Below are 24,773 nucleotides of genomic sequence, written 5' to 3' on the forward strand. Positions count from 1 at the left end.
GGATGTCGCAGCGTCTGACAGTCGATGGAGTGACCGTCCATGTGGATGGTGTAGGAGAGGAAGCCATGATGATGATTCATGGCTGGCCGTATGACCGCAGCCTGTGGGATGCCCAGGTCGCTGCCTTTTCTTCGAGCTATCGCTGTGTGCGGTTCAGCTTCCCCAGTCAAAGTGCCAAGGGTAGCCATACGATCGATGAAGTCGCAAAACTCTACGCCGATACAGTTCAAGCCGTGAATGGCGGCCGCCCCGTGATCCTGATGCTGAGCGACTGGGGCTGCGTGTTCGGCTACCAGTTCGCGCTGCGCTATCCCGAACTGGTGAGCCGGGTGATCAGCGTCGGCATCGGCGGCTCCAGCCAGATGACTTACCGTGCCTCGCTGGACTGGAAAACCCGCTTGCGCCTGGCCTTTGCGCACCGCCGCCTGAAGGCATCCAGCAGCACCAGCCGGGCGGCGCGCGATGCTTGCGACCGCCTGCAATTGCCGCACGCAATTACCTGGCTGCGCGCCGCCACGCCTGCCGCAGGGACGCTGCCATTCAAGCTGCGCTGGCCCATGCTGTACATCTACGGCAAGCGCAAACCGTTCCCGTTCCATACGCGCAGTTTCGAGGCGGCCGTGCAATCCAAGCCGGACAGCCGCGTGATTGCCTTCCGTAGCGGCCACTGGGTCATGCGCGAGCAGCCGGAAGCGTTCAACAGTGCCGTGAAGGGATGGCTTGAGCAGGGCCGTACGGTCTGAAATTTGCACTTCATCCCGTGTTTTTTGCGCTTCGTCGCAAGTGCAAGGCAGGGCAGGGAGGCTTTAGGTACAGTGTAACCATGGAAGCACGGAAGTAGTTCAACACTGACCTGAAGGAGAACATCATGAAAGCCCTGAAACACATGGAAGCGATCTTCGTTATTGCAGCCGCCCTGGCCACCGTCACCAGCTTTGCAACCGCCACCACTCCGGTCCTGCACGTTGCCGCCGACCCGGTTGTTGCCAAGGTGGATACCAGCATTCCAACCGTGGTGGTGGCCGCCAAGCGCCTGACTGCAGCCGAAAAGGCAGCACTGATCTGACAGCACAACGCCGGAGGGCGTAAAACTCGGTTGTTGTGCTGTCATCTTGGTACAATTGCCCCTTTCGATTAAACCTCGTAGCGGCAGCAAAACATGATTGACATCCAACTTCTCCGTAAAGACATTGATACTGTCGCCGCCAAACTGGCGACCCGCAAGTTCCAGCTCGACGTAGCCGGCTTCAATGCCCTGGAAGGCGAACGCAAAGCCATCCAGATGCGCACCGAAGAACTGCAAAGCAAGCGCAATTCGCTGGCCAAACAGATCGGCATGTTGAAGGGCAAAGGGGAAGATGCCTCCGCCGTGATGGCCGAAGCAGCCAGCCTGCCCGAAGAACTGAAGGCCAACGAAAGCAAGCTGGCCGAAGTGCTGGCCAAGATGAATGCATTCCTGCAGGCTGTACCGAACCTGCCGCACGAATCCGTGCCGGCCGGTGCCGATGAAACGGCCAACGTGGAAGTCCGCAAATTCGGCACTCCGCGCAGCTTCGACTTTGAAGTCAAAGACCACGCAGACGTAGGCGCGGCACTGGGCCTGGATTTCGAAACCGCCGTCAAACTGACCGGCTCCCGCTTCAGCGTCATGAAAGGCGGCATCGCTCGCATGCACCGCGCGCTGGCGCAGTTCATGCTGGACACCCACACCGACAAGCACGGCTACACCGAGTGCTACACCCCGTACATGGTCAACGCGGAATCGCTCCTGGGCACCGGCCAACTGCCGAAGTTCGAAGCGGACCTGTTCTCGGTGAAGAAGGGCGGCGCCGAAGGCGAAGGCCAGAACTTCTACCTGATCCCGACCTCCGAAGTGTCGTTGACCAATATGGTGCGCGACGAGATCGTGGCAGTCGAAACGCTGCCGATCAAGGTCACCGCCCACACTCCATGCTTCCGTTCGGAAGCCGGTTCGGCAGGCCGCGACACCAAGGGCATGATTCGCCAGCACCAGTTCGACAAGGTTGAACTGGTCCAGGTCGTGCATCCGGATAAGTCGTACGAAGCGCTGGAAGAAATGGTCGGACACGCCGAAACCATCCTGCAGGCCCTGGGCCTGCCATACCGCGTAATGCAGCTGTGCACCGGCGACATGGGCTTTGGCGCCGCCAAGACCTACGACCTGGAAGTGTGGCTGCCGGCGCAGAACACCTACCGTGAAATTTCTTCGCTGTCGAACTGCGAAGCCTTCCAGGCGCGCCGCATGCAGGCCCGCTTCCGCAACGCGCAAGGCAAGCCGGAACTGCTGCACACCTTGAATGGCTCCGGCTTGGCAGTGGGCCGCACCCTGGTCGCCGTGCTGGAAAACTACCAGCAGGCCGACGGTTCCGTGGATATTCCAGCCGTGCTGCAGCCTTATATGGGCGGCCTGACGAAGCTCGTCGCATAAAGTTGAAAATAGCCCTTCCTTTTTTCGGAAGGGCTGCTATAATCTTGGCTCTCAACGGCGACCACCGTTAAATGCAGTACCTGGAGAGGTGGCAGAGTGGTCGAATGTACCTGACTCGAAATCAGGCGTAGGGTGTCCCCCTACCGTGGGTTCGAATCCCACCCTCTCCGCCAGAACACTGAAAAAGCCCTCGAGCGATCGAGGGCTTTTTCTTTTTCTTCGTCCAAATTTGCGCAGGAGGAAGCACAATGCAGGCATTCAAAGGATTTGCGGCACTGGTAAGTGGTGTTGAGAACTTTCCCGATTCCGGTGGGCTTTACACAAAGCCAAAGATCGACCGCAAAACAATTATGGATGCCGAGTTCGTAGTCATTCCGAGCATGGAGATGGAAGAGTGCATGGATGAAGAGGGCGGATATATTCCGGAGCAGTTGGCAGGGAAAGGCTACGTCGAATGGCTGGAGGCACCGATGGTTCGTGCCGTGGTCAGTAACAAACTTCAGCACTCCCCCCTGGCATCGACGGCGGAGATTGTCGATGCCATGTTCTACTATCTTGAATACGACACCTTTAAGGATGCGTAGTTGCCGCGTGCCGCGCAGCAGGATCTTTCAAACTGAGGGACGCAAATTGGCGAAAACCTATCATGGATTTATTGCGCTGAGAAATGCAGTCGATGGCATGCCTCCCGCTGGAGATCGGCTTGAGAGGGACGCGAAGGCTCCACTGCACGATATCGTTGAAGCCGTCTTTCATTTTGAGAAATACGACACCTACAAGGATTCAGAGTACTGAGGATTAACTGTTGAGGAATGACTATGGGTGCCTGGGGCCCTGCGCTGTATTCGGATGACACGACATGCGAAGTGCGCGATGCATACATCGAAAATTTGAAGTTGGGGCGATCCGACACGGAAGCCTATGAGCAAATACTGCACGGTTATGCCGATCTGGCCGACGACCGCGAGGTCATGTGCCTCGTGTATTTCGCATTGGCGGATACAGCATGGAAGTATGGACGCCTCCACGAACATATCAGGGCTCGCGCACTTGATCTGATCGGCCAGGGTGGCGACATATCTGTTTGGGAGCGCGACGCGCCAGGTGAAGTTTCGGCACGACGAAAAGTACTGCGCACCCTGGAGGCGAGGCTGCTGTCTAAGCAACCAGAGCCCCGGCAGATCAAGGTATCAAAGCCCAAGCCGAAGAAGATCCGATGTAGCGCACCTGTCGGCTCGGTGTTTACGCTGGACTTGCCCAGCAAATACAGGGCCTTCCTGGCGTTGGTGGGGTTTATCGATCTCGGGAAAAGCGTAGATCCTGTGTTTTCGATACTGGACTGGCGCAGTCATCACCTGCCATCCGACGCGGAGCTCAATGAGGCGGCGCGAAAAACCCTCCCTGTCAAATCGGGACTTGGCGATCAAGCGCATTGGGGCATTTTCCCCAAGGACGAGCGAAAGAATGTCATGGCCTGCCTCCAGCAGACCAGGCACTCGCTTACCATCAACATGCCATACGACCCCTCGAAGGTAGTGTTTACGTATCCGGAGTCGCTTGCTGATGATATCGATGCCCACTATGCTGCCCATGGCCCGGCAGCGCGAGGAGAACCCTGAAAACTCAGAGCCTTTCGATCTGGCGATTGATGGCGGCTCGCGCCCGTTCGTTTCGTTCGCTGTAACGGTCGGTCAGGTAATCGCTTCGTCCGCGCATCAGTAATGTAAGCTTGAACAGTTCTTCCATCACATCGACGACCCGGTCGTAGTAGGCGGACGGGCGCATCCTACCCGCATCGTCGAACTCCTTGTAAGCCATTGGCACGGACGACTGGTTCGGGATCGTGAACATGCGCATCCAGCGGCCGAGCAGGCGCAGCGTGTTCACCACATTGAACGACTGCGAGCCGCCACACACCTGCATGACAGCCAGCGTGCGCCCCTGGCTTGGACGCACAGCTCCTTGTTCCAGCGGTATCCAGTCGATCTGGTTCTTCATCACGGCAGTGATTGCGCCGTGCCTCTCAGGGCTGCACCAGACCTGGCCTTCCGACCAAAGGCAAAGCTCCCTCAGTTCTACCACTTTGGGGTGCGTTTCGGGCACGCTGCCAACCATCGGCAGTTCCATCGGATCGAAGATTCTGACTTCGGCGCCGAAGTGTTCGAGGATGCGCGCGGCTTCGAAGGTCAGGAACCGGCTGAATGAGCGCTCGCGCAACGAGCCGTATAGCATCAGGATGCGCGGCGGATGGTTCATGTCACCTTGCGGCGCCAGCTTGTCCAGGCTGGGAACGTCGAGAAGCTCTGCTTTGATGTTCGGAAGTTCAGGGATGCTCATGCGTCAGTGCTTTTCGAGAGAGTCTGCAAAATCGCCGGGTGCTACAGTACCGCCAACGGTGGCATCGGCGGGCGGGGCTGGGTAGAGCCAGCAAAACAAGGCAGTGGCTGCGACCATGCCCGCCAACTGAGCCAGGATGAAGCTAGGCGCATCGGCGGGGCGAATGCCGGCGAAGGTGTTGCTTGCTGCGCGGGCCAGCGTCACGGCAGGATTGGCGAACGACGTCGAGGACGTGAACCAGTAAGCGGCAGTGATGTACGCGGCCACGGCAAACGGCGTGACGGCGGGGCGGCTGCGGGAGCAGCCGATAATCACGCCGATCAGGCCGAACGTGGCGATAAATTCGCTCCACCATTGCGCGGGACCAGAGCGTACATGTTCGGACGCGAAGAACAGCGCTTCACCGAACATGCCGTGCGCTGCGGCCACCCCTGCGAATGCACCGGCTAGCTGCACCGCGATGTAAGGCAGGACTTCAGCCGCGGGAACGTTGCGCTGCCAGGCTTCCGACAACGTCACCACGGGATTGAAGTGCGCGCCGGAGATGGTGCCGAACATCAGGATCAGCGCCACGAGTCCTGCGCCGGTCGCAATCGTGTTGGCCAGCAGGGCGATGGCCACATTGCCGCCCGCAAGGCGTTCGGCCATGATGCCGGAACCGACCACCACCGCCAGGAGCATGGCTGTGCCGAGTGCCTCGGCGACCAGGCGCCGGGAGAGCCTCATGGCTGCACCTTTCCGATGCGTTCCAGCTCCGCTTTCATGCGTACCGGATCCTTCTTCAGTTCCTCCAGCGGCAGTGCGAAGAAGGTTTCGATGCGGTGGCGCAGGATGCAGTATGCCTTCATGAACGCGGCGTCGATTTCTTCGCCGGTGCCGGTTGCATGGGCCGGGTCTTCAACGCCCCAGTGGGCGCGCATGACAGGGCCAAGGTAGGCGGGGCAGGTTTCGCCTGCGGCGCTGCCGCAAACGGTGATCACGATGTCTGGGGTGACCGGCAGCTTGTCCCAGGACTTGCTGTGATAGCCCTCGGTTGAGATGCCTTCGCGCTCCAGCAATGCCAGCGACCGTGGGTGGACGTAACCAGCAGGCTTGCTGCCTGCGCTGATTGCATGCCAGCCAGCAGGGGCGAGGTGGTTGAAGGTGGCTTCGCCGAGGATGGAGCGGCAGGAGTTGCCGGTGCAGAGGATCAGGACGTTCATGGTTTGCAGGAGTTGAGATTGTTGGAAGGGGCGCAGCTTTGTCCGCCGCAGCAGTTGTCGGTCAAGAAGGAAAGCACGCCGTTCATGGTGTCGAAGTTGGCGCTGTAGATGATGAAGCGGCCTTCCTGTCGCGGCTCGATCAAGCCCGCATTGGTCAGCTCTTTCAGGTGGAACGACAGCGAGGACGGGGCAATATCCAACTGCTCGCCGATCTTGCTTGCTGCCAGGCCTTGCGGGCCGGCCTGGACCAGTAGCCGGAAGGTGTTGAGCCTGGACTCTTGCGACAGCGCCCCTAAGGCGGCCAATACAGCTTTCGTTTCCATGGTGCGGCTTTCTTTAAAGGGTTGGCCTGATTATGGCACAACGATACGACAGTTCAAAGAATATCGAAATATCTTGACAGCTTGATGACATGGGCGCTAACCTTTGTTCGTAGATTGACGAATCGCTTGATGAATATGCTTAGCTGCTGCACCTCCAACCCCAAAACTGACCTGCCCGAGCTGGATGCCGACGAGGTGGCCATGCTGTGCAAGGCGTTGGCGCATCCTGCTCGCGTACAGTTGTTGCGCTACCTGGCAGCGTACGGGGCTTGCTACTTTGGCAGCCTGGCCGATGTGTTGCCATTGGCGCCCTCGACCATTTCGCAGCATGTCACCATCCTCAAGCAGGCAGGGCTGATTCTTGGTTCCGCCGACGAACAGCGCGTCTGTTATTGCGTCAATCCCGAACGGCTGGAGCAGTTCAAGCAGTTGATCGGCAGCTTGTAAAAAATTTGCCTCTTTATTCGTAATTCGACGAACTTCGAAAGGAACGCATCATGGTGCAATTGAATGATCTCCCCGTCGCTGTGCTGGGAGCTGGCCCCGTCGGTTTGGCTGCCGCTTCGCACCTCTTTCAGCGCGGCCTGCGCCCAATCATCTTTGAGCGTGGCGCTGAAGCAGGCGCCAACCTGAATACCTACCGGCATGTGCGCTTGTTCTCGCCATGGCAATACAACATCGACAAGGCCGCGCGCCAGCTGCTGGAGCGTCATGGTTGGGAGGCGCCTGCCAACGATGGCTTGCCGACCGCAGGCGAGTTGCTGGACTTCTATCTTGCACCGTTGTCGAAATTGCCTGAGTTGGCTGGTGCGCTAAAGCTTGGCCATAAAGTTATCCAGGTAACGCGCAAAGGCTTTGACAAGGTCAAAAGCCGCGGCCGGGAGTTGGCGCCGTTTGTGATCCGCGTGGCGGGGCCAGATGGTGAGGCAGACTACCTGGCGCGGGCAGTCATTGACGCTACTGGCACGTGGTCAAACCCGAATCCGCTCGGCGCCAACGGCATTCCGGCCCTGGGTGAGAAGGAACTGCACGACCGCATCGCTTACGGCATGCCGGATGTGGCGGGCGGGCAGCGATCCGACTACGCAGGCAAACGCACCTTGGTCGTAGGTGCAGGCCACTCTGCAGCCGGCACCTTGCTGGCGCTGGCTGAGCTGGCAGAATCCGTTCCTGGCACATCGATTGTCTGGGCGACGCGCGGCGATCAACTGGCTCGCGTCTTCGGCGGTGGCGAAGCTGATGGACTCCCGGCTCGTGGCCAGCTTGGCCTACGGCTCAAGGCATTGCGCGACTCTGGCAAGCTGGAGCTGCATACCAATTTCCGCATGGTCGCGTTGCAGGAGGGGGCTGGAGCTATCACGGTTGTCGGTGACAAGCCCGATGGCCAGCAGCAGGTGATCAACGAAGTCGATCGTATCGTCGCAGCGACAGGCGCGCGCCCGAACCTGGACCTGACCCGTGAAATGCGTGTTCGGCACGATCCTTGGCTGGAAAGCACGGATGCGCTGGCTCCGCTGATCGACCCGAACGAACATAGCTGTGGCACCGTGCGTCCACACGGGCACCGGGAGCTGGCCCACCCCGAGGCGGGATACTACGCAGTCGGCGCCAAGAGTTATGGCCGTGCGCCGAACTTCCTGATGGCGACGGGTTATGAGCAGGTGCGTTCGGTCGTGGCGAGCCTGGCCGGCGACATGGCTGCTGCCGATGACGTTCAACTGGACCTGCCGGAAACTGGCGTGTGCAACACGCGCCTCGCGTATGAAGGCGAGGCCGAACCAGGCGACGGCTGCTGTGGTGGTCCGGCCATCGATGCCGGCACGGCGTGCTGCGCGCTGGACGAGGCGGAAAAGGCCAAAGGGCAGCCTGGTTGTTCGACGTCCGCCGCTTGCAGCCCACGGCCGAAAGCAGGCGCGTGCTGCGCATAAGCCGGGGAGGTACCGTGATAAAGACTTTGCTCGCACGCTTTTTCCTGCCAATGGCGCTGGCTCTGAATGCCGGAGTGTTCCTGGTGGCCAGGAAAATTGGCGGAAGCCTTGAACTTGCGGTCGTGATCCCGAGCGCTCTGATTCTCGCCGCTGCGGGATTCGCAGAGCGGAGCATGACATACCGCCCTGATTGGAAAACAAGGCAGGGCGACCTGAGTACGGACATCACCAGCGCGGCGCTGCTGTTTGCCGTGGTCGATCCGTTACTGAAGTGGCTGCTGCCGGTACTGGTGCTGGCGCTGGTGGGGGCGCAGGCGGCGGAGATTGGTGCTGCCGTCTTCCCCGCCGATTTGCCCTTCGCCACGCAAGTGCTGGTTGCCACCCTGTTGGCCGAGTTCACGAGTTATTGGTCGCACCGCTTGCATCATCGCCTGCCTGCACTGTGGTGGCTGCATGCCCTGCATCATGGCAGCCAGCGCCTGTATTGGCTTAATAACTTCCGCATCCACCCCTTGAACCATGCCATCAACTACATGCTGGGCTTTGCACCGCTTCTGTTAATCGGCACGCCGCCGGACGTGGTGCTTGGCTACCTTGCGCTGACTTATCCCGTCTTGATGACGCAGCATGCGAACCTGCCGCTACGGAGCGGATGGCTGAACTATGTGTTCAGCACCAACGAAGTCCACCGTTGGCACCATGCTGATAACGCCAGGGACGGCGACCGGAATTTTGGCCGTGCTTTGGTGCTCTGGGATATGGTGTTTGGCACCTACCGCTATCATGCCAAAGGCAATGATCCAGCTGCGGTGGGCCTGTATCGGCCGACCACGTATCCGGCCAGGTCGTCTTTCGCAAAGCAGGTCTGGTCGATGTTCTTGCCTGGCTGCTGCAAGGCTGCGCACTGAAGGAGGTGAGATGCAAATTCGGAAGCCTGTTGCAGTTCTGGCGGTAACGCAGGTAATTTCATGGGGAATGTTGTACTACGCCTTCGGCGTCCTGGCGAGCCGGATCCAGGCCGACCTGGCGCTGACGGCGAGTCAGACTTTTGGTGCATTCTCCTGGAGCGTGCTGGTGGCGGGGCTTGCCGCTACGCCGGTCGGTATTGCGATTGACCGGCATGGCGGTCGCTGGATCATGGTGGCGGGATCCATGGCCGCTGGTTTGGGCTTGTGGTGCCTTGCGGTTGCCGGGTCGTACGCCGCCTATATGGCCGCCTGGACCTTGATTGGCGCTGCAATGTCGCTCACCCTGTACGAGGCAGCCTTTGCAACGCTGAATGGCTCCCTCGCCAATGATGCTGCAAGGGCCATATCGACAGTCACCTTGCTGGGCGGCCTCGCCAGTACGGCATTTTGGCCACTGACCGAGGCCTTGGCGGTGCGTTTGGGCTGGCGAGATACGTTAACGCTCTATGCGCTTGTGCAACTGCTGGTTTGTGCGCCATTGCATTGCCTTCTTGGCGGCGCGCACCAGCATAAAGCGTCCGCATCGCGTCACGCCGGTGCGACGCTGAAGCAAGCCATCCGACAGCCACGATTCTGGCTACTGGCCGCAGCTTTTGCGATTAACGCATTCATCTTTGCTGCGATTTCCGTGCACCTGATCCGCGTCATGCGGGCCTTGGGACATTCGATGGAGCTTGCCTTGATGCTGGCGGCGTTGATAGGACCTATGCAGGTGGCGGGACGGCTTATCGAACGCACCTGGGGCAGCGGAAGGCCGCCGACGATCGTGGGGATCTATACGTTCGCAGCATTGCCGGTGGCGCTGTCCGCGATTGCTGCATTTGGAAGCCAGGCATGGGGTGTTGCTGCTTTCTGCCTGCTGTATGGACTCAGCAATGGGGTGCTTACCATTCTGCGCGGGACGCTGCCGGCAGCGATGTTCGGCCGTCTGCATTACGGGGCGATATCCGGCGCGCTTGCGGCGCCGGCGCTGCTGGCGAAGGCCAGTGGGCCGCTAGTGCTGGCAATGTCGTTTGACGTGATCGGCCCTCGTCAAGTACTGATTCTCCTGCTCGCGATGTCGCTCATTTCCTTCGCGGTGTTCACGCAGGCCATCCGGAAACGCGTCCGCCATTCAGTGGCAGCGGTGTAGCGCCAGGAGCGTGACGGCCAATCAGCAAACGTCGCCGGTAACGCGGCGTTCCACCAGCACGACATCGCGCCAGACGCCGTGTAACTGCCCCATCCTTTCCCTTCGGCCGACCTGGCGGAACCCGACGCTTGCATGCACAGCCAGGCTCGCGACATTCTCCGGAAATATGCCGGCTTGCAAAGTCCAGAAACCGTATTGTTCCGAGGCCGATACCAATTCCCGCATCAGGGCCTTGCCAACCCCTTGTCCGTGGGCAGAGGGCGTTACGTAGACACTGACTTCAGCTACGCCGCGGTAGACCGGGCGAGCCGATATCGCCGCCAGGACTGCCCAGCCGACGATGGAATCGCCTAGCACGGCAACCAGGCGGCAGGCCTGCAAATGGTTGGCGTCCCATTGTTCCCAGCCTGGTGCTTCGGTCTGAAAGGTCGAATTTCCGCTGGCAATACCTTCGAGATAGATGCTGCGGACCGCCGGCCAATCCTCCGGACGCATGGGGCGTAACGTTATTTCTGGCATTTGACCCTCGATCTTTCATCAGGTGCGCTCAGCGCGGCGTGCAAGGTTTGCAAAGCAATGCGCAGCGCGGCCCTTTGTGCAGGTGGAACATCCGCTAGCAAGCGTTCTACATGTTGATTCAGTTGGAGATTCAAGGAAGCAGCGCGAGCTTTGCCTTTGGCTGTGAGCGACAGCATGACACTGCGTCTATCGCGCTGGCTCGGTTCCTTCGACAGGCATCCTTCCACGCAAAGGCCGTCCACAGCTCGGCTGATCCATGCCTTGTCCAGGCCGAGGCGATTGACCAATGCTTGTTGTGGCAGGGGAGCTTCGCGCAGCAATTCATTGAGTATGTGGCAGCGTACCGTCTGTCCACCGTCCATGCACCCTGCGTTTTCTCGTTGGTCGCGAACGAATAGGCGCACGACGTCGCGGAAAAGCTGAGCAGTGTTTTCGTTGGTACTCATGGCGGATTGGTTGTGTTAGTCAACCAATTTTAGTTTTTGCGCCAGCTGGTTGTCAAGAACAACTAAATTCCCGGCGCCGGTGCTGGTCACAGGATCATTCGACCGGTATCCTGACTCGCCATTTGCCTTTGCCCCAGGTGGTCTGGACGGCCTGGCGGCAGATCACATCGACACTGCTCCTGGCGCCGTCCCGCCATTCGACGGCGAGGGGGACCGCGCATTTCGGCACCTGGGTCTCATTTGCCGGGTATCCGGCCTTGCGGTTCGATTTGCGCCGCGCGTTTTCGCGGCGTACGAATGCGCTCGCCGCCTTGTGGATATGGTAGTTCAGCTGCTCGCTCTCGCTGTAGACATCGACCGCGGCCTTCCAGGTGCGCTTGTAGGCCGATGGATCGGTGCGGTCGCAACTCACCGTCACGCTTTTCCGGGCTTCATATATGGCCCAGGTCGCGCCCAGGGGAACGAGGCAGGGTCCAAACATCATCCTGATATCGGGGCCGAGTGGCCGCCAGTCGGTCTTGTCGCGGACGTTCTGCTGGTCCAGGAATCGTTTTGCGGCCGCCTGGATTGCACACAGTTCGCGTTCGGGACCGCCGTTTTCGGGGCGATAGTAAGGCGGCTCGCAAACTACTCCACCTGCCCAGGAGGGAAGGGCCATGAGCAGCACGGCGCCCCCAATCGCTGATCTTAACAGTCCTGGCAAACCTCCTCCTTTGTCGTCGTCCTGCCGCCCGGCGAGAGTTTGGGTATTATTATCAATCCGACCCGCTACCACCAACACTTTTGAGCCTCGACATGACCTCTGCTCCGCAATTCGACTCCAGCCTGCCCCTCGACATGATCATCTTTGGCGGGGTGGGCGACCTCGCCATGCGCAAGCTGCTTCCGGCGCTGTATATGGCGCACCTGCATGGCAACCTGCCGCCCGGGACCCACATCATTTCCACCGGCCGCCAGGACTACGACCGCGCGGCCTACCTGGCCTTCGTCGAGGACCATTCGCGTCCCTTCATCAGCGGGGAGAATTTCACGGACGAGGCCTGGCGCAGTTTCCTGCAGTTGCTGGAGTTTGTGCGGGTCGACGTGGAAAAAGACGGCATGGCGCCGCTGGCCAAGGTCTCGCGTCCTGGTGCAGAACGGGTTTTCTACCTGGCCACGGCGCCGTCGCTGTTTACCACCATCTGCGACAAGCTGGCCGAAGCCGGCCTGGTTGACCGCAACGCGCGCGTGGTGCTCGAAAAGCCGCTTGGCCGCGACCTGGCGTCAGCGGTAGAGATCAACGAAGCGGTCGGCAAGCATTTCGAGGAATCGCAGATTTACCGCATCGACCACTACCTGGGCAAGGAAACCGTGCAGAACCTGATGGTGCTGCGCTTTGGGAATTCGATCCTGGAGCCGCTGTGGCGTGCGCCGAATATCACCAGTGTGCAGATCACGGTTGCCGAAGAAGTCGGCGTGGGCAGCCGCGCTGGCTTCTACGACAGCGCCGGCGCCATGCGCGACATGGTGCAGAACCACTTGCTGCAGCTGCTGTGCATCGTTGCGATGGAACCGCCTGCCTCGCTGGCGCCGGATGCGGTGCGCGACGAGAAGCTCAAGGTCCTGCGCTCGCTGCGCCGCTTCAGCCTTGCCTCGATCGCACGCGACACCGTCCGGGGCCAGTACGTGCGCGGCGTGAGCGGCAACCAGGAAGTGCCGGGCTACCTGGAGGAGCGCAACGTGCCGGAGGGCAGCAGCACTGAAACCTTCGTGGCGATGCGCGCTTACGTCGATACCTGGCGCTGGTCCAAGGTACCGTTCTACCTGCGTACCGGCAAGCGCATGGCGCGCCGCTCGTCCAAGATCGTGATCGAATTCGCCAACCCGCCGTTCCCGCTGTTCCCTGAGACGCCGGGCGGGGTAGCCAACCGGCTGGTGATCGAACTGCAGCCGGAAGAAGCGATCAAGCTGCAGCTCATGGCAAAGCAGCCCGGCAGCGGCATGCAGATGCAGCAGGTGGCGCTGAACCTGGACCTGCAATCCGCATTCTCGCAGCGCAGGGCCGAAGCTTACGAGCGCCTGCTGATCGACGTGGTGCGCGGCCGCCTGACCCACTTCATGCGCCGCGACGAACTGGAAGCTGCATGGGAATGGGCCGATCCGATCATCAACGGCTGGAACGCCCTGGCCGAGAAGCCGAATCCTTATGCTGCCGGCACCTGGGGCCCGTCCGAATCGTTCGCGCTGCTGGCGCGCGATGGCTTCAGCTGGGTAGAGTAGGCCGCGCGAGGCGGTCTTTTACCGCCGCGGCATAACGTTCGCTGACCGGCAGTTGCGCACCGCCGGCCAGCGTCAGTTCGTGGCTTCCTTCCTGGAGCTGGCGAACGGCCAGCATTTCGCTGCTGCGCACCAGGATGCGGCGGTGAATACGAAGGAATTGCGCCGGGTCCAGGTAGCGCTCCAGCTCCGTCAAGGTGCTGCGGTGCAGGAAGGTACGCTGCGGCAGGTGCAGTTCCACATAATTTCCCGCGGATTCGATCCACAGCACTTCCGACAGGTTGACCCGGTCTATCCTGCCGACCGAGCGCACAGCCAGTTCGGTCCAGTAGCCGGGGCGGGGATCGACGAAGCCGCGCAGGGCTTGCGTGTATGCGGCGCGCTGGTCGAGCAGCTTGGCGGCGCGTTCCAGGGCCTGCTGCAGCCGGCGTTCATCCACAGGCTTGACGATGTAGTCGAGCGCGTGGACGTCGAATGCTTCCAGGGCGTGGCCCCGGTGTGCCGTCACGAACACGATCAAGGGCGGCAGTTCGCGCCGGCTCAGTTCACGCGCAAAGTCGAGCCCCGACTCCACCGGCATTTGCACGTCGAGCAGCACGATATCCGCGCCGCCGGTGTCCAGGAAGGTGCGTGCGGCCGAGGCGCTGGCGCATTCCGCCACGATCTCCCATCCCGGCAATGCCTCCAGGGCAAACCGGAGGTTGGTGCGGGCGTGCGCCTCATCGTCCACGATCAGCGCTTTCACGGCTGCGGCCTCCAGGGAAGGGAAAGCTCCGCCAGGAAGCGGCCGCCGGTGCGCGACGTCGCCAGGGTGGCTGCATCGCCGTAGGCCAGCTGGAGGCGCGCGCGAATGCCGCGCAGGCCAATGCCCAGGCCTGCCGAAGGCGCAGCGTGCATGCGGGCCGGATTCGATACTTGTACCGTGAGCCGGTCACCATGCCGCGTGAACGCCATGTCGATATCGCTGTCGCCTTCATGGCATTCAAGGTCGTGGCGCAAGGCATTTTCGATCAGCGGCTGCAGTAGCATTGGAGGGCAATCGATGCCGTCGTCCAGCAAATGGGCGCCTGCAATGCGTACCTTCAGGCGCTCGCCGAAACGCAGGCGCTGCAAGTCCAGGTAGCTGCGGACAAATTCCAGCTCCTTGCCGGCCGCCACCCAATCGCTTTCGCTGCTCGTCAAGGCATACTCCAGCAGATCCCCCAGCCGGGACAGGGCGTCCAGTGCGAGCGCCTTGTCGTCCATGCGCACCAGGGCGCCGATCGCGCTCAAGGTGTTGAAGATGAAGTGCGGTTCAAGCTGGCCGCGCAAGGCGGCCAAGCGCTGGCGTTCAAGCGAAAGCAGGGCCTGGGCCAGTTGCCGGTCTTGCTGCCGGCGCTGGCGCCACAGCAGGAGCGCCACCACGACGCCAAAAGCCATCGTCAGCAGCACGTACTCGATAAACCACTCGAGTTTGTCCATCGTGGCCACGTAGGTCCAGGCGTTTCCAAAGGTCGGGTCGATGTCGAATTTGAAGCAGCGGCGGAATGCCAGCCCAAGCATTGCAGTGGGCCAGCCTACTGCGAGATAGGCAAGGTAGCCAAGGCCGACGCGGCGCATGCTGGCGAGCCATTCCGGATGGCGGCGGTAGACCATGTACAGCATATAGCTTTGCAACATCATCGCCGAGTAGCCAACCCACCAGCCGGCGGTCATCTGCCAGTAGCTGCGGGTGTCGCCGCTTTCGATACGGTCGCCGTAGGTGGTGATGCCGGCCAGCGCGCAGACCAGCGTCCACAGCGCGAAGTTGGCCAGCAAGGCGCGCAGCCAGGCTGGCATTGAATGTAGTCGGTCCATGGCGCGGCAGTATAGCAGCCGCATTCCGGCGTTCGTCCCGGTGGGCCGGGTGTTCGTCACACTCCGTATCGGCTTTCCCGAGGTTTCGCCAACAATGCGCATCGTTCTTTTACAACCGGGTCTTTACGATGCGAATATTGCTTTACTTGCTCCTGTTTCCCCTTTGCGCCAGTGCCGAAAGCGACGTGGTGAGTGTCGAGGTCAAAGCGGCCAGCACCTTGCAGCAACGCCGCGATGATGGCGCGGGCCGGGTTATCGTTTCACGCGATGAGCTGTTACGCTATGGCGATCCCACCATGTCCGAGGCCCTGCGTCGCCAGCCCGGAGTTACGGTAAGCGGGGGGCAGGTGCAGTTGCGGGGGCTGGGCGGCGGGCATACGCAATTCTTGCTGAATGGCGAACCGGCGCCGCCCGGATTCTCGCCGGAGAACCTGGCGCCGGAGCTCGTCGAACGTATCGAGATCCTGCGCAGTGCAACTGCCGACAGCAGCACCCAAGGCATCGCCGGCAGCATCAATATTGTTTTGCGCCGAAGCACTGGGCGGGCCCGGTCGCTGGCCTCGCTGGCCGGCAAGGACGCTGGCGCCGGCTGGTCTCCGGAAGCGTCGTTCGACCTGTCGCGTCCCGGCGAGGTTTATTCCGGCAACGTGGCGATACAGGCCGCACGCGGAAAGAGCGCACCGGCAAGCAGCATTTTCGAGAGCACCTTGTCGGCCCGGCGCCAGACTGCCGAAGCGAACTTCTTGGCCACGGAGCGCATAGGCCTGGCGCCGCGCCTGAATTGGAAATTCGACGGCGGAACGAAGGTAGCCTGGCAAGGCCTGCTGGACCATGTCCGCAATCGCAACCGTGGCAGCAGCGGGGAAACTGCGCTGCTCGGCGCATCGAGCGATTTCCCGGTGAGCGCATACAGGGCCGATGCCCGCACTGGCATCGCGCGCAGCGATATCGAGGCCAGTCATCGTCTTGGGGACGCAAACCGCATCGATTGGAAGGCTGGCCTGGCGCATAACCGGCGCAACAGCGACTATCTTTTCACCGGAAGTGACGCGTCAGGAGATGCGGTCTGGCTGCGCCGCGTGATTTCCAGCGCGTCGGACGATAGCGCCAGCAGCAGCGGAAAATGGCGTCTGGGAGGCAGCAGCGGACATGTACTGGCGGCAGGGTGGGATGGTTCGGTGGCGCGGCGTTCGGAATGGCGGCGACAGGAGGACGCCAGTGCGGCAGGCGAGCCGCTTGGCGAGCTTGACCAGCGTTACATCGCCCGCGTGCGGCGCTTTGCCGTGTACGCCCAGGATGAATGGACGGTATCGCCTGGATTTGAGGCATATATCGGCCTGCGCTGGGAAGGGCTGCGCACGATGACCAATGGACGCGACCTGGCGGACGTGCGCAGCAGCACCGCCGTCGGGAGTCCGGTGGCGCATTTGCTCTGGCGCCTGCCCGGTTCGCGCGATCAGCTGCGGCTTGGTCTCGCGCGCAGCTACAAGGCGCCCAATACGCGCGACCTGGTGCCGCGCCGTTTCACGGTCAACAATGGCAACGGCCCCGCAAATCCCGATGTGCAGGGCAACCCGGCATTGCGTCCGGAGCTGGCATGGGGAATCGATGCCGCTTACGAACGCTATTTCGGCCAGGACAGCATGGCCAGCGTGGCTGCCTATCATCGGAGCATTGCCAATGTCATCGGTTCAGTTCTTTTCGAAGACAAGGGCAAGTGGGTGGCGACGCCTGGCAATATCGGCGGCGCCGTGACCCGCGGCCTGGAATTTGACGGGCGCCTGGCTTTGGCGGCGGGGACGATGGCGCGAATAGGCGTCGCGCGCAATTGGTCGAAGGTGGATTCCGTGGCATCGCCCGGCAACCGGCTTGGCGAACAAGTGCCGCTTACCATCAACGCGGGTGTCGATATTCGCTTCGGAGCGGGAAAGACGGCGGGCTTCAACTGGAACCTGCAGAAGGGTGGCCTGGCGCATATATCTGCCTCGCAGTGGAGCGGGCGAGGCACGGAGCGCCGGCTGGACTTGAACGCCGCCTGGCAATTGCGGCCGGGGCTGACCTTGCGCGCCACGGCTGGCAATGTATTGAAGCCCGATACCCGCAATACGCAAATTTTCGAGGACGGCCGCCACGATTCCTTGCGAAACGTGACAAGCAGTGGGCAGCGCACGTTCAAGCTCGCTGCGGAAGTCGCGCTATGACGCTACAATTGCGGCCGTCTAAACAAGTGGAGTAGGGAAATTAAGAAGCTTGCACTGATCTTTGCACTGATTTGTACTCATTCATACGCAGACACGGTCATCGGCGTTTCCGATGGCGACACGCTGACTGTGCTGAGCAAGGGCCGTCCGGTCAAGGTTCGCCTGGCGAATATCGATGCGCCGGAAAAGAAACAGTCTTTCGGCGCGCGTTCGAAGCAGTCGCTGTCGGACCTTTGCTTTGGCCGCGACGCGACGCTCGACTCGGGGAAACAGGATCGTTACGGACGCACCGTGGCCGTCGTCCATTGCGGCGACGTCAACGCCAACGTGGCGCAGGTGCGCAAAGGCATGGCCTGGGTCTACCCCCAGTACAACCATGATCCTTCGCTGCCGGCAATCCAGGCCGCAGCGCGCAGCTCCCGGGTCGGTTTATGGGCGGAACGCGAGCCGCTCGAACCCTGGTTGTTCCGCAAGGAGCGCAAGGCGCGCAGCAGCTACCTGAACTAGTGGACTGTGCCCTGAACGCCGCCCTGCAGCCGCCGTCAATCTGTTTTACTATTATCCGCCTGACGACACCCAACTCAAGAGGACCAAGATGGCGGAATTCAAATTGCACTGCTTTGCTGCTTCCGGCAACTCGTACAAGGCAGCCCTTTTCCTGGCGCTGGCCAACGCGGACTGGGAGCCTGTGGTAGTGGACTATTTCGGCGGCGAGACGCGCACGGAAGGCTGGCGTGACAATCTCAATGAAATGGGAGAGATTCCGGTGCTCGAGCACAAGGGGCTGAAGATCAGCCAGTCCGGCGTGATCCTCGACTACTTGGCCGAGGTGACCGGCAAATTCGGTCCTCGCACCGATGAAGAGAAGCGCGAAATCTGGCGCTGGATCCTGTTCGACAACCACAAGTTCACCAGCTATTACGCGACCTTGCGCTTCATGTACGGCCTGCAGAAGACCGGCGACACGCCCGTCACCCAGTTCCTGCGAGATCGTGCGATCGGCGCATATCGCATCGTCGACAAGCACCTGGCCGCCAACAAGTTCCTGGTTGGCGACCGCCTGACCATCGCGGACCTGTCGCTGATTGGCTATGTCTACATGCCGGAGGAGACCGGGATCGACCTGGCCGAATTCCCGCACATCGAAGCGTGGAAACAGCGCATCAGCGACTTGCCTGGCTGGCGCCACCCGCACGAGCTGATGCCTGGCAAGAAGGCTTTCTAAGCCCAGGCGGTTTATTGCCCACTACAGCAGGAAGGAATGAACTTTTTCGCGGCATGCCGGTATTAACCTGCATTGTGATTATTTGAGGATCCCGACATGCCACAACATTCCCGCCTGCTCATTCTCGGTTCAGGTCCTGCCGGTTACACCGCCGCCGTCTACGCTGCCCGCGCCAATCTGCAGCCAACCCTGATTACTGGCCTCGAGCAGGGCGGCCAGTTGATGACTACGACCGACGTGGAAAACTGGCCGGCCGACCCGCTGGGCGTGCAGGGGCCGGATTTGATGCATCGCTTCCGCGACCATGCCGAGCGCTTCGGCACCCGCTTCATTTTCGACCATATCCACACCACCCACCTTGATGAGCGCCCGATCCGGCTGGTCGGCGATGCCGGTGAGTACACTTGCGATGCCTTAATCATCGCCACCGGCGCCTCGGCCCAGTACCTGGGGCTCCCCTCGGAGCAGGCATTCATGGGACGCGGTGTGTCGGCCTGCGCCACTTGCGACGGTTTCTTTTACCGTGGCCGCGAAGTGCTGGTAGTGGGCGGCGGCAATACCGCGGTGGAGGAGGCGCTTTATCTGTCGAATATTGTGGCGCGCGTGACCCTGGTCCACCGGCGCAGCCGGTTCCGCGCAGAACCAATCCTGGTCGACCGCTTGATGTCGAAGGTTGCCGAGGGAAAGGTTGTCCTGAAACTCGACACGACGCTGCACGAAGTCCGGGGCGACGATGCCGGAGTAAGCGGCGCGGTACTGCGCGACGCCAGCGGTGAACTGGAAGCGCTGGCGGTGCACGGCATCTTCATCGCCATCGGGCACAAGCCCAATACCAGCATCTTCGAAGGCCAGCTGGCGATGCGGGACGGCTACATCAGGACGAAGTCCGGCCTCGACGGCATGGTAACCCTGACCTCGATCGACGGCGTGTTTGCGGCGGGAGATGTGCAGGATCACATCTACAGGCAAGCAATTACGAGCGCGGGGACAGGCTGCATGGCGGCACTGGATGCACAGCGCTACCTGGAGCAGCTTTCCAGATAGGCCGGGCAGGGCGTCAGCGTTCTTCGGCCAGGAAGGCTTGCATCGCCCTGGTCGGCCTGCCGTCGTCGCCCCAGGCGCTGAGCGGGTAGTTGCTCCAGCTGCGCGCGCCCAATGGTTCCCAGTAGATCACGCCCAAGCCCTTCTGGTTGGGTACCGCCTTGACCTTGCGCTGCACGGCGACCAGCATCTCATACGTGTTTTGCGGGCGTTTGTCTTCGCCGCCCACCTCCACGATCATGACCTCCTTGCCGTAGCGCGCGGCCATGTCGTTCATATTGCGGGCAAGGGCGTCGATCGACTGTTTATAATCCGGCTTGCCGGGCAACCAGTAGGGGTAGTACGACATGCCGATCACGTCGTAGCGTGCGCCATTGGCCCTTGCATTGTCGAACCAGGTCCTGAAACGCTTGCTGTCATTGCCGCGGTCCAGGTGCAGGATCACCTTGGATACAGGGCTGACGGCCTTGATGGCATCGTAGCCCTTGTTGATCAGTTGCGCCAGTTGCGGCCAGTTCCTGGTGCTGCCTTCGGGATAAATCATCCCTCCCGGCGTTTCATTCCCAACCTGCACCCATTCCGGCGCGACGCCAGCCGCCTGCAGGGCGGACATGACCTCATAGGTATAGCTGTAGACGTCTTCCAGCAGGCGCGGGAAGTCGTGGCCTGCCCAGGCAGCGGGCTTGTTCTGCTTCGACGGATCGGCCCAGCTATCGCTGTAATGGAAGTTGATCATCACCCGCATGCCCATCTTCTGCGCGCGAACGGCCATGGCCACGGTTTCGTCCTTGCTGTTGTGGCCATTCGTCCTGTCGTCCGAAGGATTGACCCAGGTGCGCAGTCGCACCGTATTGATGCCGTGGTCCTTGAGGATCTGCAAGGCGTCTTCCTGCTTGCCCTGCTCGTCATGGAACTTGTAGCCGGTGGCTTCCATTTGCTGGAGCCAGCCGATGTCGGCTCCCTTGGCAAATTCCCCGGCTCCGGCAGGCGTCGCGATTGCAAGGAGCAAGGCAAGCAGCGCACCAATCTTCTTCATCATCCTCTTTCGCTATTTTTGGTGGCACAATGCTAGACCAAGGACAGGCTTCGCAGGTATGACGAAACTGGTGCGGGCCATGCAGGATTGATATGAGACTTTGATCGAGGTTTCAAGATGAAGACATCCCATCAGTTGAGCGAACTCCTCGAGCAGCGCTTCCTCAAGAACATGGAGCGCCACCAGGAACTGGCATGGAACGCAGTGCAGGCACGCCTGGATGCGCATCCAGGCAAGCTTCGCGTACTCGAGGAAATGGAACGTACCGGCGGCGAGCCCGATGTCGTGGGCGTCGACGCCGCGACGGGTGAAGTGGTGTTCTGCGACTGTTCGCCGGAAAGCCCGGCAGGGCGGCGCAGCCTGTGTTTCGACCGGGCCGCACTGGATGGCCGCAAGGAAAACAAGCCTTCCGGCAGCGCGCTGGAAGCGGCCAAGGCGATCGGCATCACGCTGCTGACCGAGGCCGAGTACCGCCACCTGCAAACGCTGGGTGAATTCGACCGCAAGAGTTCAAGCTGGGTGCAGACGCCGGCCGACATCCGCAAGCAGGGTGGCGCCCTGTTCTGCGACCGGCGCTACGGCCACGTCTTCCTGTACCACAATGGCGCCGAGTCGTATTACGCGGCGCGCGGCTTCCGCGGCATCCTGAGGGTTTAAGGCGGCAGGTAGCGTTCCAGCGTTTGCATCATCTCGTCGATATCGAGCGGCTTGGGAATGAAGTCGTCCATTCCCGCCGCCAGGCAATCGGCGCGTTCGGATTCCATGACGCCTGCCGTCATCGCCACGATAGGCAGCTTCAGGCCCAGTTCCTGGCGGATGATGCGGGTCGCCGTGTAACCGTCCATGACCGGCATCTGCACGTCCATCAGGACCAGGCGGTAGGCCTCGGGCGAGGCGCGCAGGATGCGCACCGCTTCCTCGCCGTTGCCGGTGACATCGATGGTAGCGCCGGCGCGCTCCAGGATGCCGACTGCGACAAGCTGGTTCATCGCGTTGTCCTCCACCAGCAGCAGGCGGCCGCTGATGCGCAAGGCCGGCGCTGCATCCGCCTGCACCTCATGCAGGTCGGCCTTGTCCAGCACCTCGTGCACGGTATCGTACAGGGCGGACGCGGTAATCGGCTTGGTGAGCAGGCCTTCTCGATCGGCATCGTCTTCGAGCATTTTGCTGCGCTCGTAGGCGCTCACCATGAGTATCACGGGAACTGCCGGTCCTTGCGCATGGCGCAGCGATTCGATATAACGCTGGTCTTCGCCGGGCACGCTCCAATCGGCGAGTATCACGTCATAAGGCAAGTTGCGCTGGGCGGCGAGGGCGAGCATCTTCTCCACCTCTGCCCCGGAGGAGGCAACGTCGACGCCCCAGCCCCAGGCTTGCAGCGTCTTGGACAGGTAGACGCGGCTGGTGAAGTGGTCGTCCAGCACCAGCACGCGCAGCGGCCGTGCGCCCGCGCCGCTTGGCGCCTGCTGCTGGCCGGCCGGTACGGCGCCGAAGGGCAGGGTGACGGTGAAGGTGCTGCCTTCGCCCGGCCGGCTTTCAAGCGCGATGCTGCCGCCTTGCAGTTCGACCAGGCGCTGGCAGATCACCAGCCCGAGCCCGGTGCCGCCAAATTTGCGGGTGACGGATTCGTCGGCCTGGGCAAAGGGCGCAAACAGGTTGGCCTTTTGTTCCGCCGAGATGCCGATACCGGTATCGCACACGATAAAGCGCATGACGGAGCGCTGCTCGTCGCACTCCGCGCATTCGACCTTCAGGCTGACTTCACCCCTTGCCGTGAACTTGATGGCATTGCTGGTGAGGTTGACCAGCACCTGTTGCAGGCGCAGGGGATCGCCGAGCAGCATGCGCGGAACGTCCGGTTCGACGCCGATGGCCAGTTCCAGCTCCTTCTCGCCGGCGTTCACGCTCATGATGGTGGATACCGCGTGCAGTACCGCGTCAAGTTCGAAGCGGGTCGTATTGAGCTGGACCTTGCCGGCTTCGATCTTGGAGAAGTCGAGGATGTCGTTCAGCAGTGCCAGCAGGGACTGCCCCGAAGTGCGCAGCATCGTCAGGTAGCGCCGCTGCTCCAGCGACAACGGGGTGGTGGTCATCAGATGCGCCATCCCCAGCACGGCATTCATCGGCGTGCGCAGTTCGTGGCTCATGTTGGCGAGGAAGGAACTCTTGGCCGCATTGGCTGCCTGCGCTTCCTTGACCGCCTCGCGCAAGGCTTCCTGCGACTTCTTCAGCTCCGTCACGTCGCGCAGGACGCCGACGAAACGATATTTGCCTTCGTCGCGGATGGCGCTGATGGTCAGTTCAACGGTGAACTGGGTGCCGTCCTTGCGCAATGCGGGCAGTTCGACGGCGCCTTTGCCGATCACGTGCGGATCGCCGCCCGACAGGAATCGCCGCATGCCATGCTGGTGCGCGGCGCGTATCGGCTCCGGCATCAGCATCTGGATGCCGGCGCCGACGGCTTCTTGCGCTGAGTAGCCGAAGATTTCGCTGGCCGCACGGTTGAAGGTTTCGATCCGGCCTTGCTCGTCGATGGTGACGATGCCTTCCCCGACGCTGTCGACAACAGTGCTGATGCGCACGTTGGCGTCCTCGAGCTGGTCGGTGCGTTCGTGGATCAGGCTTTCAAGCTGCCGGATCTTGCCGCTGATGAACCAGGCCAGGCCGAAGCCCGCCAGCAGGAGCGCCAGCACGATCCAGGTAAGCCAGGTGACGGAGGCCAGCAGCTCCTGCAAGATGGTGGCGCGCGGCACGCCGACCGCGACGGCCCAGCCGCTGCGGCTGGAGCGGGTGAAAATCGTGTACACCGGGATGCCCTCCAGCGTCGTGGACTCGAACACGGCTTCATCGGTCTCGCCCAGCCGCTTGACCAGGGCGTCCGAGCCGGGCTTGCCGACAAAGCGCTCCGGTTCGTGGGTGCGTGCAATGATCACGCCTTTACGGTCGAAAATGGCAAGCACCCGATCCCTGGGCAGGGTTCCGGAAGCGAGGACGCGCCCCAGGTTGCCGGGCTGGTAGCCAACCGAAAGGCAATAGACGACCTGGCCGCCCCGTATGACCGGCACATGGACCGCGACCAGGGGCTTGCCGGTAACGCCGCCAATAAATACGTCCGACACCACGACTTGCCCCGTTTCGAACACGCGCTGGATACGTTCGCGGCTGCCGGGGTCGGGAATCTGCTGGCCGAAGGGGAGCAGCGTGTTGAGGAGCTGGACCGAGTCGCGCGTGCTGAGCACGATGTTCGAACCGGGAAAGCCGGCATTGACGATATTGACCGCTTTGCGGTGAAAGCCGGCCAGGTCGCCCTGGTCGAGTTCCGCCGACATGGCCAGCGCCCTGGCCGCAGTGATGCCGAGGTCGAGATCGCGGTCGACCGCCTGCATCATCGAGCGCACGACGAACAGGGAATCGCGCTCGACCTGGGCCCGTTCGCGGGTATAGAAGTGCTGGATCAGCAGGCCGAAGCCCAGGGCCGCGGGGAGGGCGCATGCCAGCACGAGTGCAAACAGCATGCGGCGAACGGTGGGCCTTCTTGGTTGCCGAATTTGAGCCAAGTTGCTTCTTCCTTCGGATGGGCAAGTTGTAAGCTGGTCATGGCATTGTACAGTTGTAGGCCTCGACTGGGCGCTGGATTCCCACTGTGCGCATCGCCCGCTCGGCAACGTCGGCAATACTGGGATGGGCATCGCCCCAGCGGTCGAAGGGTGTGCGCAAAATGGCAATGATCTCGGGATCGGCTACCCCTGCCATGGCAAGATAGGCCCAGGCATATACACCGCCGTAGACGAAATCAATGCAGTGGGCATTCAGGATAAGGGAAGATGTGGGCGTGCGCATGCAGTTTCATGGTGAAGCTAGCGCACAAGAGTGG

Annotated in this window: 27 protein-coding genes and 1 tRNA gene; 16 read left to right on the forward strand and 12 right to left on the reverse strand. The window is 61.5% G+C overall.

Translation table 11 applies throughout. The features are described 5' to 3' along the window. Nucleotides 1–65 precede the first annotated feature (65 nt). The 6 genes from ACN9M3_RS12565 to ACN9M3_RS12590 all read left to right on the forward strand — a co-directional run bounded on the left by ACN9M3_RS12565 (nt 66) and on the right by ACN9M3_RS12590 (nt 4,068). On the forward strand, nt 66–743 hold the full coding sequence (locus ACN9M3_RS12565; protein WP_426322797.1) for an alpha/beta fold hydrolase: 678 nt from the start codon (nt 66–68) through the stop codon (nt 741–743). Nucleotides 744–868: 125 nt separating this feature from the next. Then, a complete protein-coding gene (locus ACN9M3_RS12570) occupies nt 869–1,066 on the forward strand; it encodes a hypothetical protein (RefSeq protein ID WP_426171144.1) in 198 nt (65 codons plus the stop codon). 93 nt (nt 1,067–1,159) lie between these two features. Continuing rightward, nucleotides 1,160–2,449 (forward strand): serine--tRNA ligase, encoded by a 1,290-nt coding sequence (gene serS, locus ACN9M3_RS12575; protein ID WP_426322799.1) that lies wholly within the window; start codon nt 1,160–1,162, stop codon nt 2,447–2,449. Nucleotides 2,450–2,531: 82 nt separating this feature from the next. Next, nucleotides 2,532–2,622: transfer RNA gene (locus ACN9M3_RS12580), tRNA-Ser, on the forward strand. Nucleotides 2,623–2,697: 75 nt separating this feature from the next. Beyond that, nucleotides 2,698–3,033 (forward strand): DUF7716 domain-containing protein, encoded by a 336-nt coding sequence (locus tag ACN9M3_RS12585; RefSeq protein ID WP_426322801.1) that lies wholly within the window; start codon nt 2,698–2,700, stop codon nt 3,031–3,033. Between the two features lie 234 nt (nt 3,034–3,267). Continuing rightward, nucleotides 3,268–4,068, forward strand: coding sequence for a hypothetical protein (locus tag ACN9M3_RS12590; RefSeq protein ID WP_426171150.1), 801 nt, complete (start codon nt 3,268–3,270; stop codon nt 4,066–4,068). A 4-nt stretch (nt 4,069–4,072) separates the two neighbouring features. Here the strand turns inward: ACN9M3_RS12590 and arsH are convergent, their stop codons facing one another. The 4 genes from arsH to ACN9M3_RS12610 are packed head-to-tail and all read right to left on the reverse strand — an operon-like array spanning nt 4,073 to nt 6,311. Then, nucleotides 4,073–4,786, reverse strand: a complete 714-nt coding sequence (arsH, locus tag ACN9M3_RS12595) for an arsenical resistance protein ArsH (RefSeq protein ID WP_426322803.1) — start codon at nt 4,784–4,786, stop codon at nt 4,073–4,075. Between the two features lie 3 nt (nt 4,787–4,789). Continuing rightward, nucleotides 4,790–5,512 carry an aquaporin gene (locus tag ACN9M3_RS12600; protein ID WP_426322805.1) on the reverse strand — a complete coding sequence of 241 codons (723 nt, stop codon included), beginning with the start codon at nt 5,510–5,512 and terminating at the stop codon, nt 4,790–4,792. Next, nucleotides 5,509–5,988, reverse strand: a complete 480-nt coding sequence (locus ACN9M3_RS12605; protein ID WP_426322807.1) for an arsenate reductase ArsC — start codon at nt 5,986–5,988, stop codon at nt 5,509–5,511. Before ACN9M3_RS12605 ends, ACN9M3_RS12600 begins: the two co-directional genes overlap by 4 nt. Then, a complete protein-coding gene (locus tag ACN9M3_RS12610) occupies nt 5,985–6,311 on the reverse strand; it encodes an ArsR/SmtB family transcription factor (protein ID WP_426322809.1) in 327 nt (108 codons plus the stop codon). Before ACN9M3_RS12610 ends, ACN9M3_RS12605 begins: the two co-directional genes overlap by 4 nt. Before the next feature lie 129 nt (nt 6,312–6,440). On the opposite strand from ACN9M3_RS12610, the gene ACN9M3_RS12615 reads away from it, so the two are divergent. From ACN9M3_RS12615 to ACN9M3_RS12630, 4 genes are all read left to right on the forward strand, one after another. Beyond that, nucleotides 6,441–6,758: an ArsR/SmtB family transcription factor gene (locus ACN9M3_RS12615; protein WP_426171158.1), complete on the forward strand. Its 318-nt coding sequence runs from the start codon at nt 6,441–6,443 to the stop codon at nt 6,756–6,758. A 50-nt stretch (nt 6,759–6,808) separates the two neighbouring features. Beyond that, nucleotides 6,809–8,239 (forward strand): NAD(P)-binding domain-containing protein, encoded by a 1,431-nt coding sequence (locus ACN9M3_RS12620; protein ID WP_426322812.1) that lies wholly within the window; start codon nt 6,809–6,811, stop codon nt 8,237–8,239. A gap of 173 nt (nt 8,240–8,412) precedes the next feature. Then, nucleotides 8,413–9,147: a sterol desaturase family protein gene (locus ACN9M3_RS12625; RefSeq protein ID WP_426322814.1), complete on the forward strand. Its 735-nt coding sequence runs from the start codon at nt 8,413–8,415 to the stop codon at nt 9,145–9,147. 10 nt (nt 9,148–9,157) lie between these two features. Continuing rightward, nucleotides 9,158–10,339, forward strand: coding sequence for an MFS transporter (locus ACN9M3_RS12630; protein ID WP_426322816.1), 1,182 nt, complete (start codon nt 9,158–9,160; stop codon nt 10,337–10,339). Nucleotides 10,340–10,360: 21 nt separating this feature from the next. On the opposite strand, the gene ACN9M3_RS12635 is transcribed toward ACN9M3_RS12630, so the two are convergent. From ACN9M3_RS12635 to ACN9M3_RS12645, 3 genes are all read right to left on the reverse strand, one after another. Continuing rightward, nucleotides 10,361–10,834, reverse strand: coding sequence for a GNAT family N-acetyltransferase (locus ACN9M3_RS12635; RefSeq protein ID WP_426322818.1), 474 nt, complete (start codon nt 10,832–10,834; stop codon nt 10,361–10,363). Nucleotides 10,835–10,845: 11 nt separating this feature from the next. Continuing rightward, the gene (locus ACN9M3_RS12640; RefSeq protein WP_426322820.1) at nt 10,846–11,304 is read right to left on the reverse strand and encodes a MarR family winged helix-turn-helix transcriptional regulator; all 459 of its coding nucleotides are present in this window, start codon (nt 11,302–11,304) and stop codon (nt 10,846–10,848) included. Nucleotides 11,305–11,398: 94 nt separating this feature from the next. After that, the gene (locus tag ACN9M3_RS12645; protein WP_426322822.1) at nt 11,399–11,971 is read right to left on the reverse strand and encodes a hypothetical protein; all 573 of its coding nucleotides are present in this window, start codon (nt 11,969–11,971) and stop codon (nt 11,399–11,401) included. Nucleotides 11,972–12,099: 128 nt separating this feature from the next. On the opposite strand from ACN9M3_RS12645, the gene zwf reads away from it, so the two are divergent. Beyond that, nucleotides 12,100–13,563 carry a glucose-6-phosphate dehydrogenase gene (gene zwf, locus ACN9M3_RS12650; RefSeq protein WP_426322824.1) on the forward strand — a complete coding sequence of 488 codons (1,464 nt, stop codon included), beginning with the start codon at nt 12,100–12,102 and terminating at the stop codon, nt 13,561–13,563. On the opposite strand, the gene ACN9M3_RS12655 is transcribed toward zwf, so the two are convergent. Together ACN9M3_RS12655 and ACN9M3_RS12660 are read right to left on the reverse strand one after the other, a co-directional pair. Continuing rightward, nucleotides 13,547–14,305, reverse strand: a complete 759-nt coding sequence (locus tag ACN9M3_RS12655; protein WP_426322826.1) for a LytR/AlgR family response regulator transcription factor — start codon at nt 14,303–14,305, stop codon at nt 13,547–13,549. The two genes, zwf and ACN9M3_RS12655, sit on opposite strands and share 17 nt — an antisense overlap. Continuing rightward, complete coding sequence (locus ACN9M3_RS12660) at nt 14,302–15,378, reverse strand: sensor histidine kinase (RefSeq protein WP_426322828.1); 1,077 nt, start codon at nt 15,376–15,378, stop codon at nt 14,302–14,304. The genes ACN9M3_RS12655 and ACN9M3_RS12660 overlap by 4 nt, the downstream gene beginning before the upstream one ends. A 155-nt stretch (nt 15,379–15,533) precedes the next feature. Here ACN9M3_RS12660 and ACN9M3_RS12665 point away from each other — a divergent pair, with 155 nt between their 5' ends. From ACN9M3_RS12665 to trxB, 4 genes are all read left to right on the forward strand, one after another. After that, entirely contained in the window at nt 15,534–17,597 is a 2,064-nt protein-coding gene (locus ACN9M3_RS12665) for a TonB-dependent receptor plug domain-containing protein (RefSeq protein WP_426322830.1), read from the forward strand. A gap of 129 nt (nt 17,598–17,726) precedes the next feature. Further along, entirely contained in the window at nt 17,727–18,104 is a 378-nt protein-coding gene (locus tag ACN9M3_RS12670; protein WP_426171174.1) for a thermonuclease family protein, read from the forward strand. Nucleotides 18,105–18,192: 88 nt separating this feature from the next. Continuing rightward, the gene (locus ACN9M3_RS12675; RefSeq protein ID WP_426171176.1) at nt 18,193–18,822 is read left to right on the forward strand and encodes a glutathione S-transferase family protein; all 630 of its coding nucleotides are present in this window, start codon (nt 18,193–18,195) and stop codon (nt 18,820–18,822) included. A gap of 96 nt (nt 18,823–18,918) precedes the next feature. Beyond that, a complete protein-coding gene (gene trxB / locus ACN9M3_RS12680) occupies nt 18,919–19,866 on the forward strand; it encodes a thioredoxin-disulfide reductase (RefSeq protein WP_426322833.1) in 948 nt (315 codons plus the stop codon). A 13-nt stretch (nt 19,867–19,879) separates the two neighbouring features. Here trxB and ACN9M3_RS12685 read toward each other — a convergent pair whose 3' ends face one another. Then, nucleotides 19,880–20,902: a glycoside hydrolase family 53 protein gene (locus ACN9M3_RS12685; protein ID WP_426322835.1), complete on the reverse strand. Its 1,023-nt coding sequence runs from the start codon at nt 20,900–20,902 to the stop codon at nt 19,880–19,882. Between the two features lie 114 nt (nt 20,903–21,016). Between ACN9M3_RS12685 and ACN9M3_RS12690 the strand changes: the two genes are divergently transcribed. Further along, nucleotides 21,017–21,556 (forward strand): DUF4256 domain-containing protein, encoded by a 540-nt coding sequence (locus ACN9M3_RS12690; RefSeq protein ID WP_426322837.1) that lies wholly within the window; start codon nt 21,017–21,019, stop codon nt 21,554–21,556. Here the strand turns inward: ACN9M3_RS12690 and ACN9M3_RS12695 are convergent. Both ACN9M3_RS12695 and ACN9M3_RS12700 read right to left on the reverse strand, forming a co-directional pair. After that, a complete protein-coding gene (locus ACN9M3_RS12695) occupies nt 21,553–24,414 on the reverse strand; it encodes a response regulator (RefSeq protein ID WP_426322839.1) in 2,862 nt (953 codons plus the stop codon). The genes ACN9M3_RS12690 and ACN9M3_RS12695 overlap by 4 nt on opposite strands. A 79-nt stretch (nt 24,415–24,493) precedes the next feature. Continuing rightward, nucleotides 24,494–24,739 (reverse strand): hypothetical protein, encoded by a 246-nt coding sequence (locus ACN9M3_RS12700; RefSeq protein WP_426171183.1) that lies wholly within the window; start codon nt 24,737–24,739, stop codon nt 24,494–24,496. Nucleotides 24,740–24,773: the final 34 nt, after the last annotated feature.

This window comes from Pseudoduganella sp. R-43, assembly GCF_049913255.1.
Lineage (GTDB): Bacteria > Pseudomonadota > Gammaproteobacteria > Burkholderiales > Burkholderiaceae_D > Rugamonas.

Coding starts and splice junctions, on each gene's coding strand:
- ACN9M3_RS12565 (WP_426322797.1), top strand. CDS start 66: ATGATGATGATTCATGGCTGGCCGTATGACCGCAGCCTGTGGGATGCC.
- ACN9M3_RS12570 (WP_426171144.1), top strand. CDS start 869: ATGAAAGCCCTGAAACACATGGAAGCGATCTTCGTTATTGCAGCCGCC.
- serS (WP_426322799.1), top strand. CDS start 1,160: ATGATTGACATCCAACTTCTCCGTAAAGACATTGATACTGTCGCCGCC.
- ACN9M3_RS12585 (WP_426322801.1), top strand. CDS start 2,698: ATGCAGGCATTCAAAGGATTTGCGGCACTGGTAAGTGGTGTTGAGAAC.
- ACN9M3_RS12590 (WP_426171150.1), top strand. CDS start 3,268: ATGGGTGCCTGGGGCCCTGCGCTGTATTCGGATGACACGACATGCGAA.
- arsH (WP_426322803.1), bottom strand. CDS start 4,786: ATGAGCATCCCTGAACTTCCGAACATCAAAGCAGAGCTTCTCGACGTT.
- ACN9M3_RS12600 (WP_426322805.1), bottom strand. CDS start 5,512: ATGAGGCTCTCCCGGCGCCTGGTCGCCGAGGCACTCGGCACAGCCATG.
- ACN9M3_RS12605 (WP_426322807.1), bottom strand. CDS start 5,988: ATGAACGTCCTGATCCTCTGCACCGGCAACTCCTGCCGCTCCATCCTC.
- ACN9M3_RS12610 (WP_426322809.1), bottom strand. CDS start 6,311: ATGGAAACGAAAGCTGTATTGGCCGCCTTAGGGGCGCTGTCGCAAGAG.
- ACN9M3_RS12615 (WP_426171158.1), top strand. CDS start 6,441: ATGAATATGCTTAGCTGCTGCACCTCCAACCCCAAAACTGACCTGCCC.
- ACN9M3_RS12620 (WP_426322812.1), top strand. CDS start 6,809: ATGGTGCAATTGAATGATCTCCCCGTCGCTGTGCTGGGAGCTGGCCCC.
- ACN9M3_RS12625 (WP_426322814.1), top strand. CDS start 8,413: ATGACATACCGCCCTGATTGGAAAACAAGGCAGGGCGACCTGAGTACG.
- ACN9M3_RS12630 (WP_426322816.1), top strand. CDS start 9,158: ATGCAAATTCGGAAGCCTGTTGCAGTTCTGGCGGTAACGCAGGTAATT.
- ACN9M3_RS12635 (WP_426322818.1), bottom strand. CDS start 10,834: ATGCGTCCGGAGGATTGGCCGGCGGTCCGCAGCATCTATCTCGAAGGT.
- ACN9M3_RS12640 (WP_426322820.1), bottom strand. CDS start 11,304: ATGAGTACCAACGAAAACACTGCTCAGCTTTTCCGCGACGTCGTGCGC.
- zwf (WP_426322824.1), top strand. CDS start 12,100: ATGACCTCTGCTCCGCAATTCGACTCCAGCCTGCCCCTCGACATGATC.
- ACN9M3_RS12660 (WP_426322828.1), bottom strand. CDS start 15,378: ATGCCAGCCTGGCTGCGCGCCTTGCTGGCCAACTTCGCGCTGTGGACG.
- ACN9M3_RS12675 (WP_426171176.1), top strand. CDS start 18,193: ATGGCGGAATTCAAATTGCACTGCTTTGCTGCTTCCGGCAACTCGTAC.
- trxB (WP_426322833.1), top strand. CDS start 18,919: ATGCCACAACATTCCCGCCTGCTCATTCTCGGTTCAGGTCCTGCCGGT.
- ACN9M3_RS12685 (WP_426322835.1), bottom strand. CDS start 20,902: ATGATGAAGAAGATTGGTGCGCTGCTTGCCTTGCTCCTTGCAATCGCG.
- ACN9M3_RS12690 (WP_426322837.1), top strand. CDS start 21,017: ATGAAGACATCCCATCAGTTGAGCGAACTCCTCGAGCAGCGCTTCCTC.
- ACN9M3_RS12695 (WP_426322839.1), bottom strand. CDS start 24,414: ATGCTGTTTGCACTCGTGCTGGCATGCGCCCTCCCCGCGGCCCTGGGC.
- ACN9M3_RS12700 (WP_426171183.1), bottom strand. CDS start 24,739: ATGCGCACGCCCACATCTTCCCTTATCCTGAATGCCCACTGCATTGAT.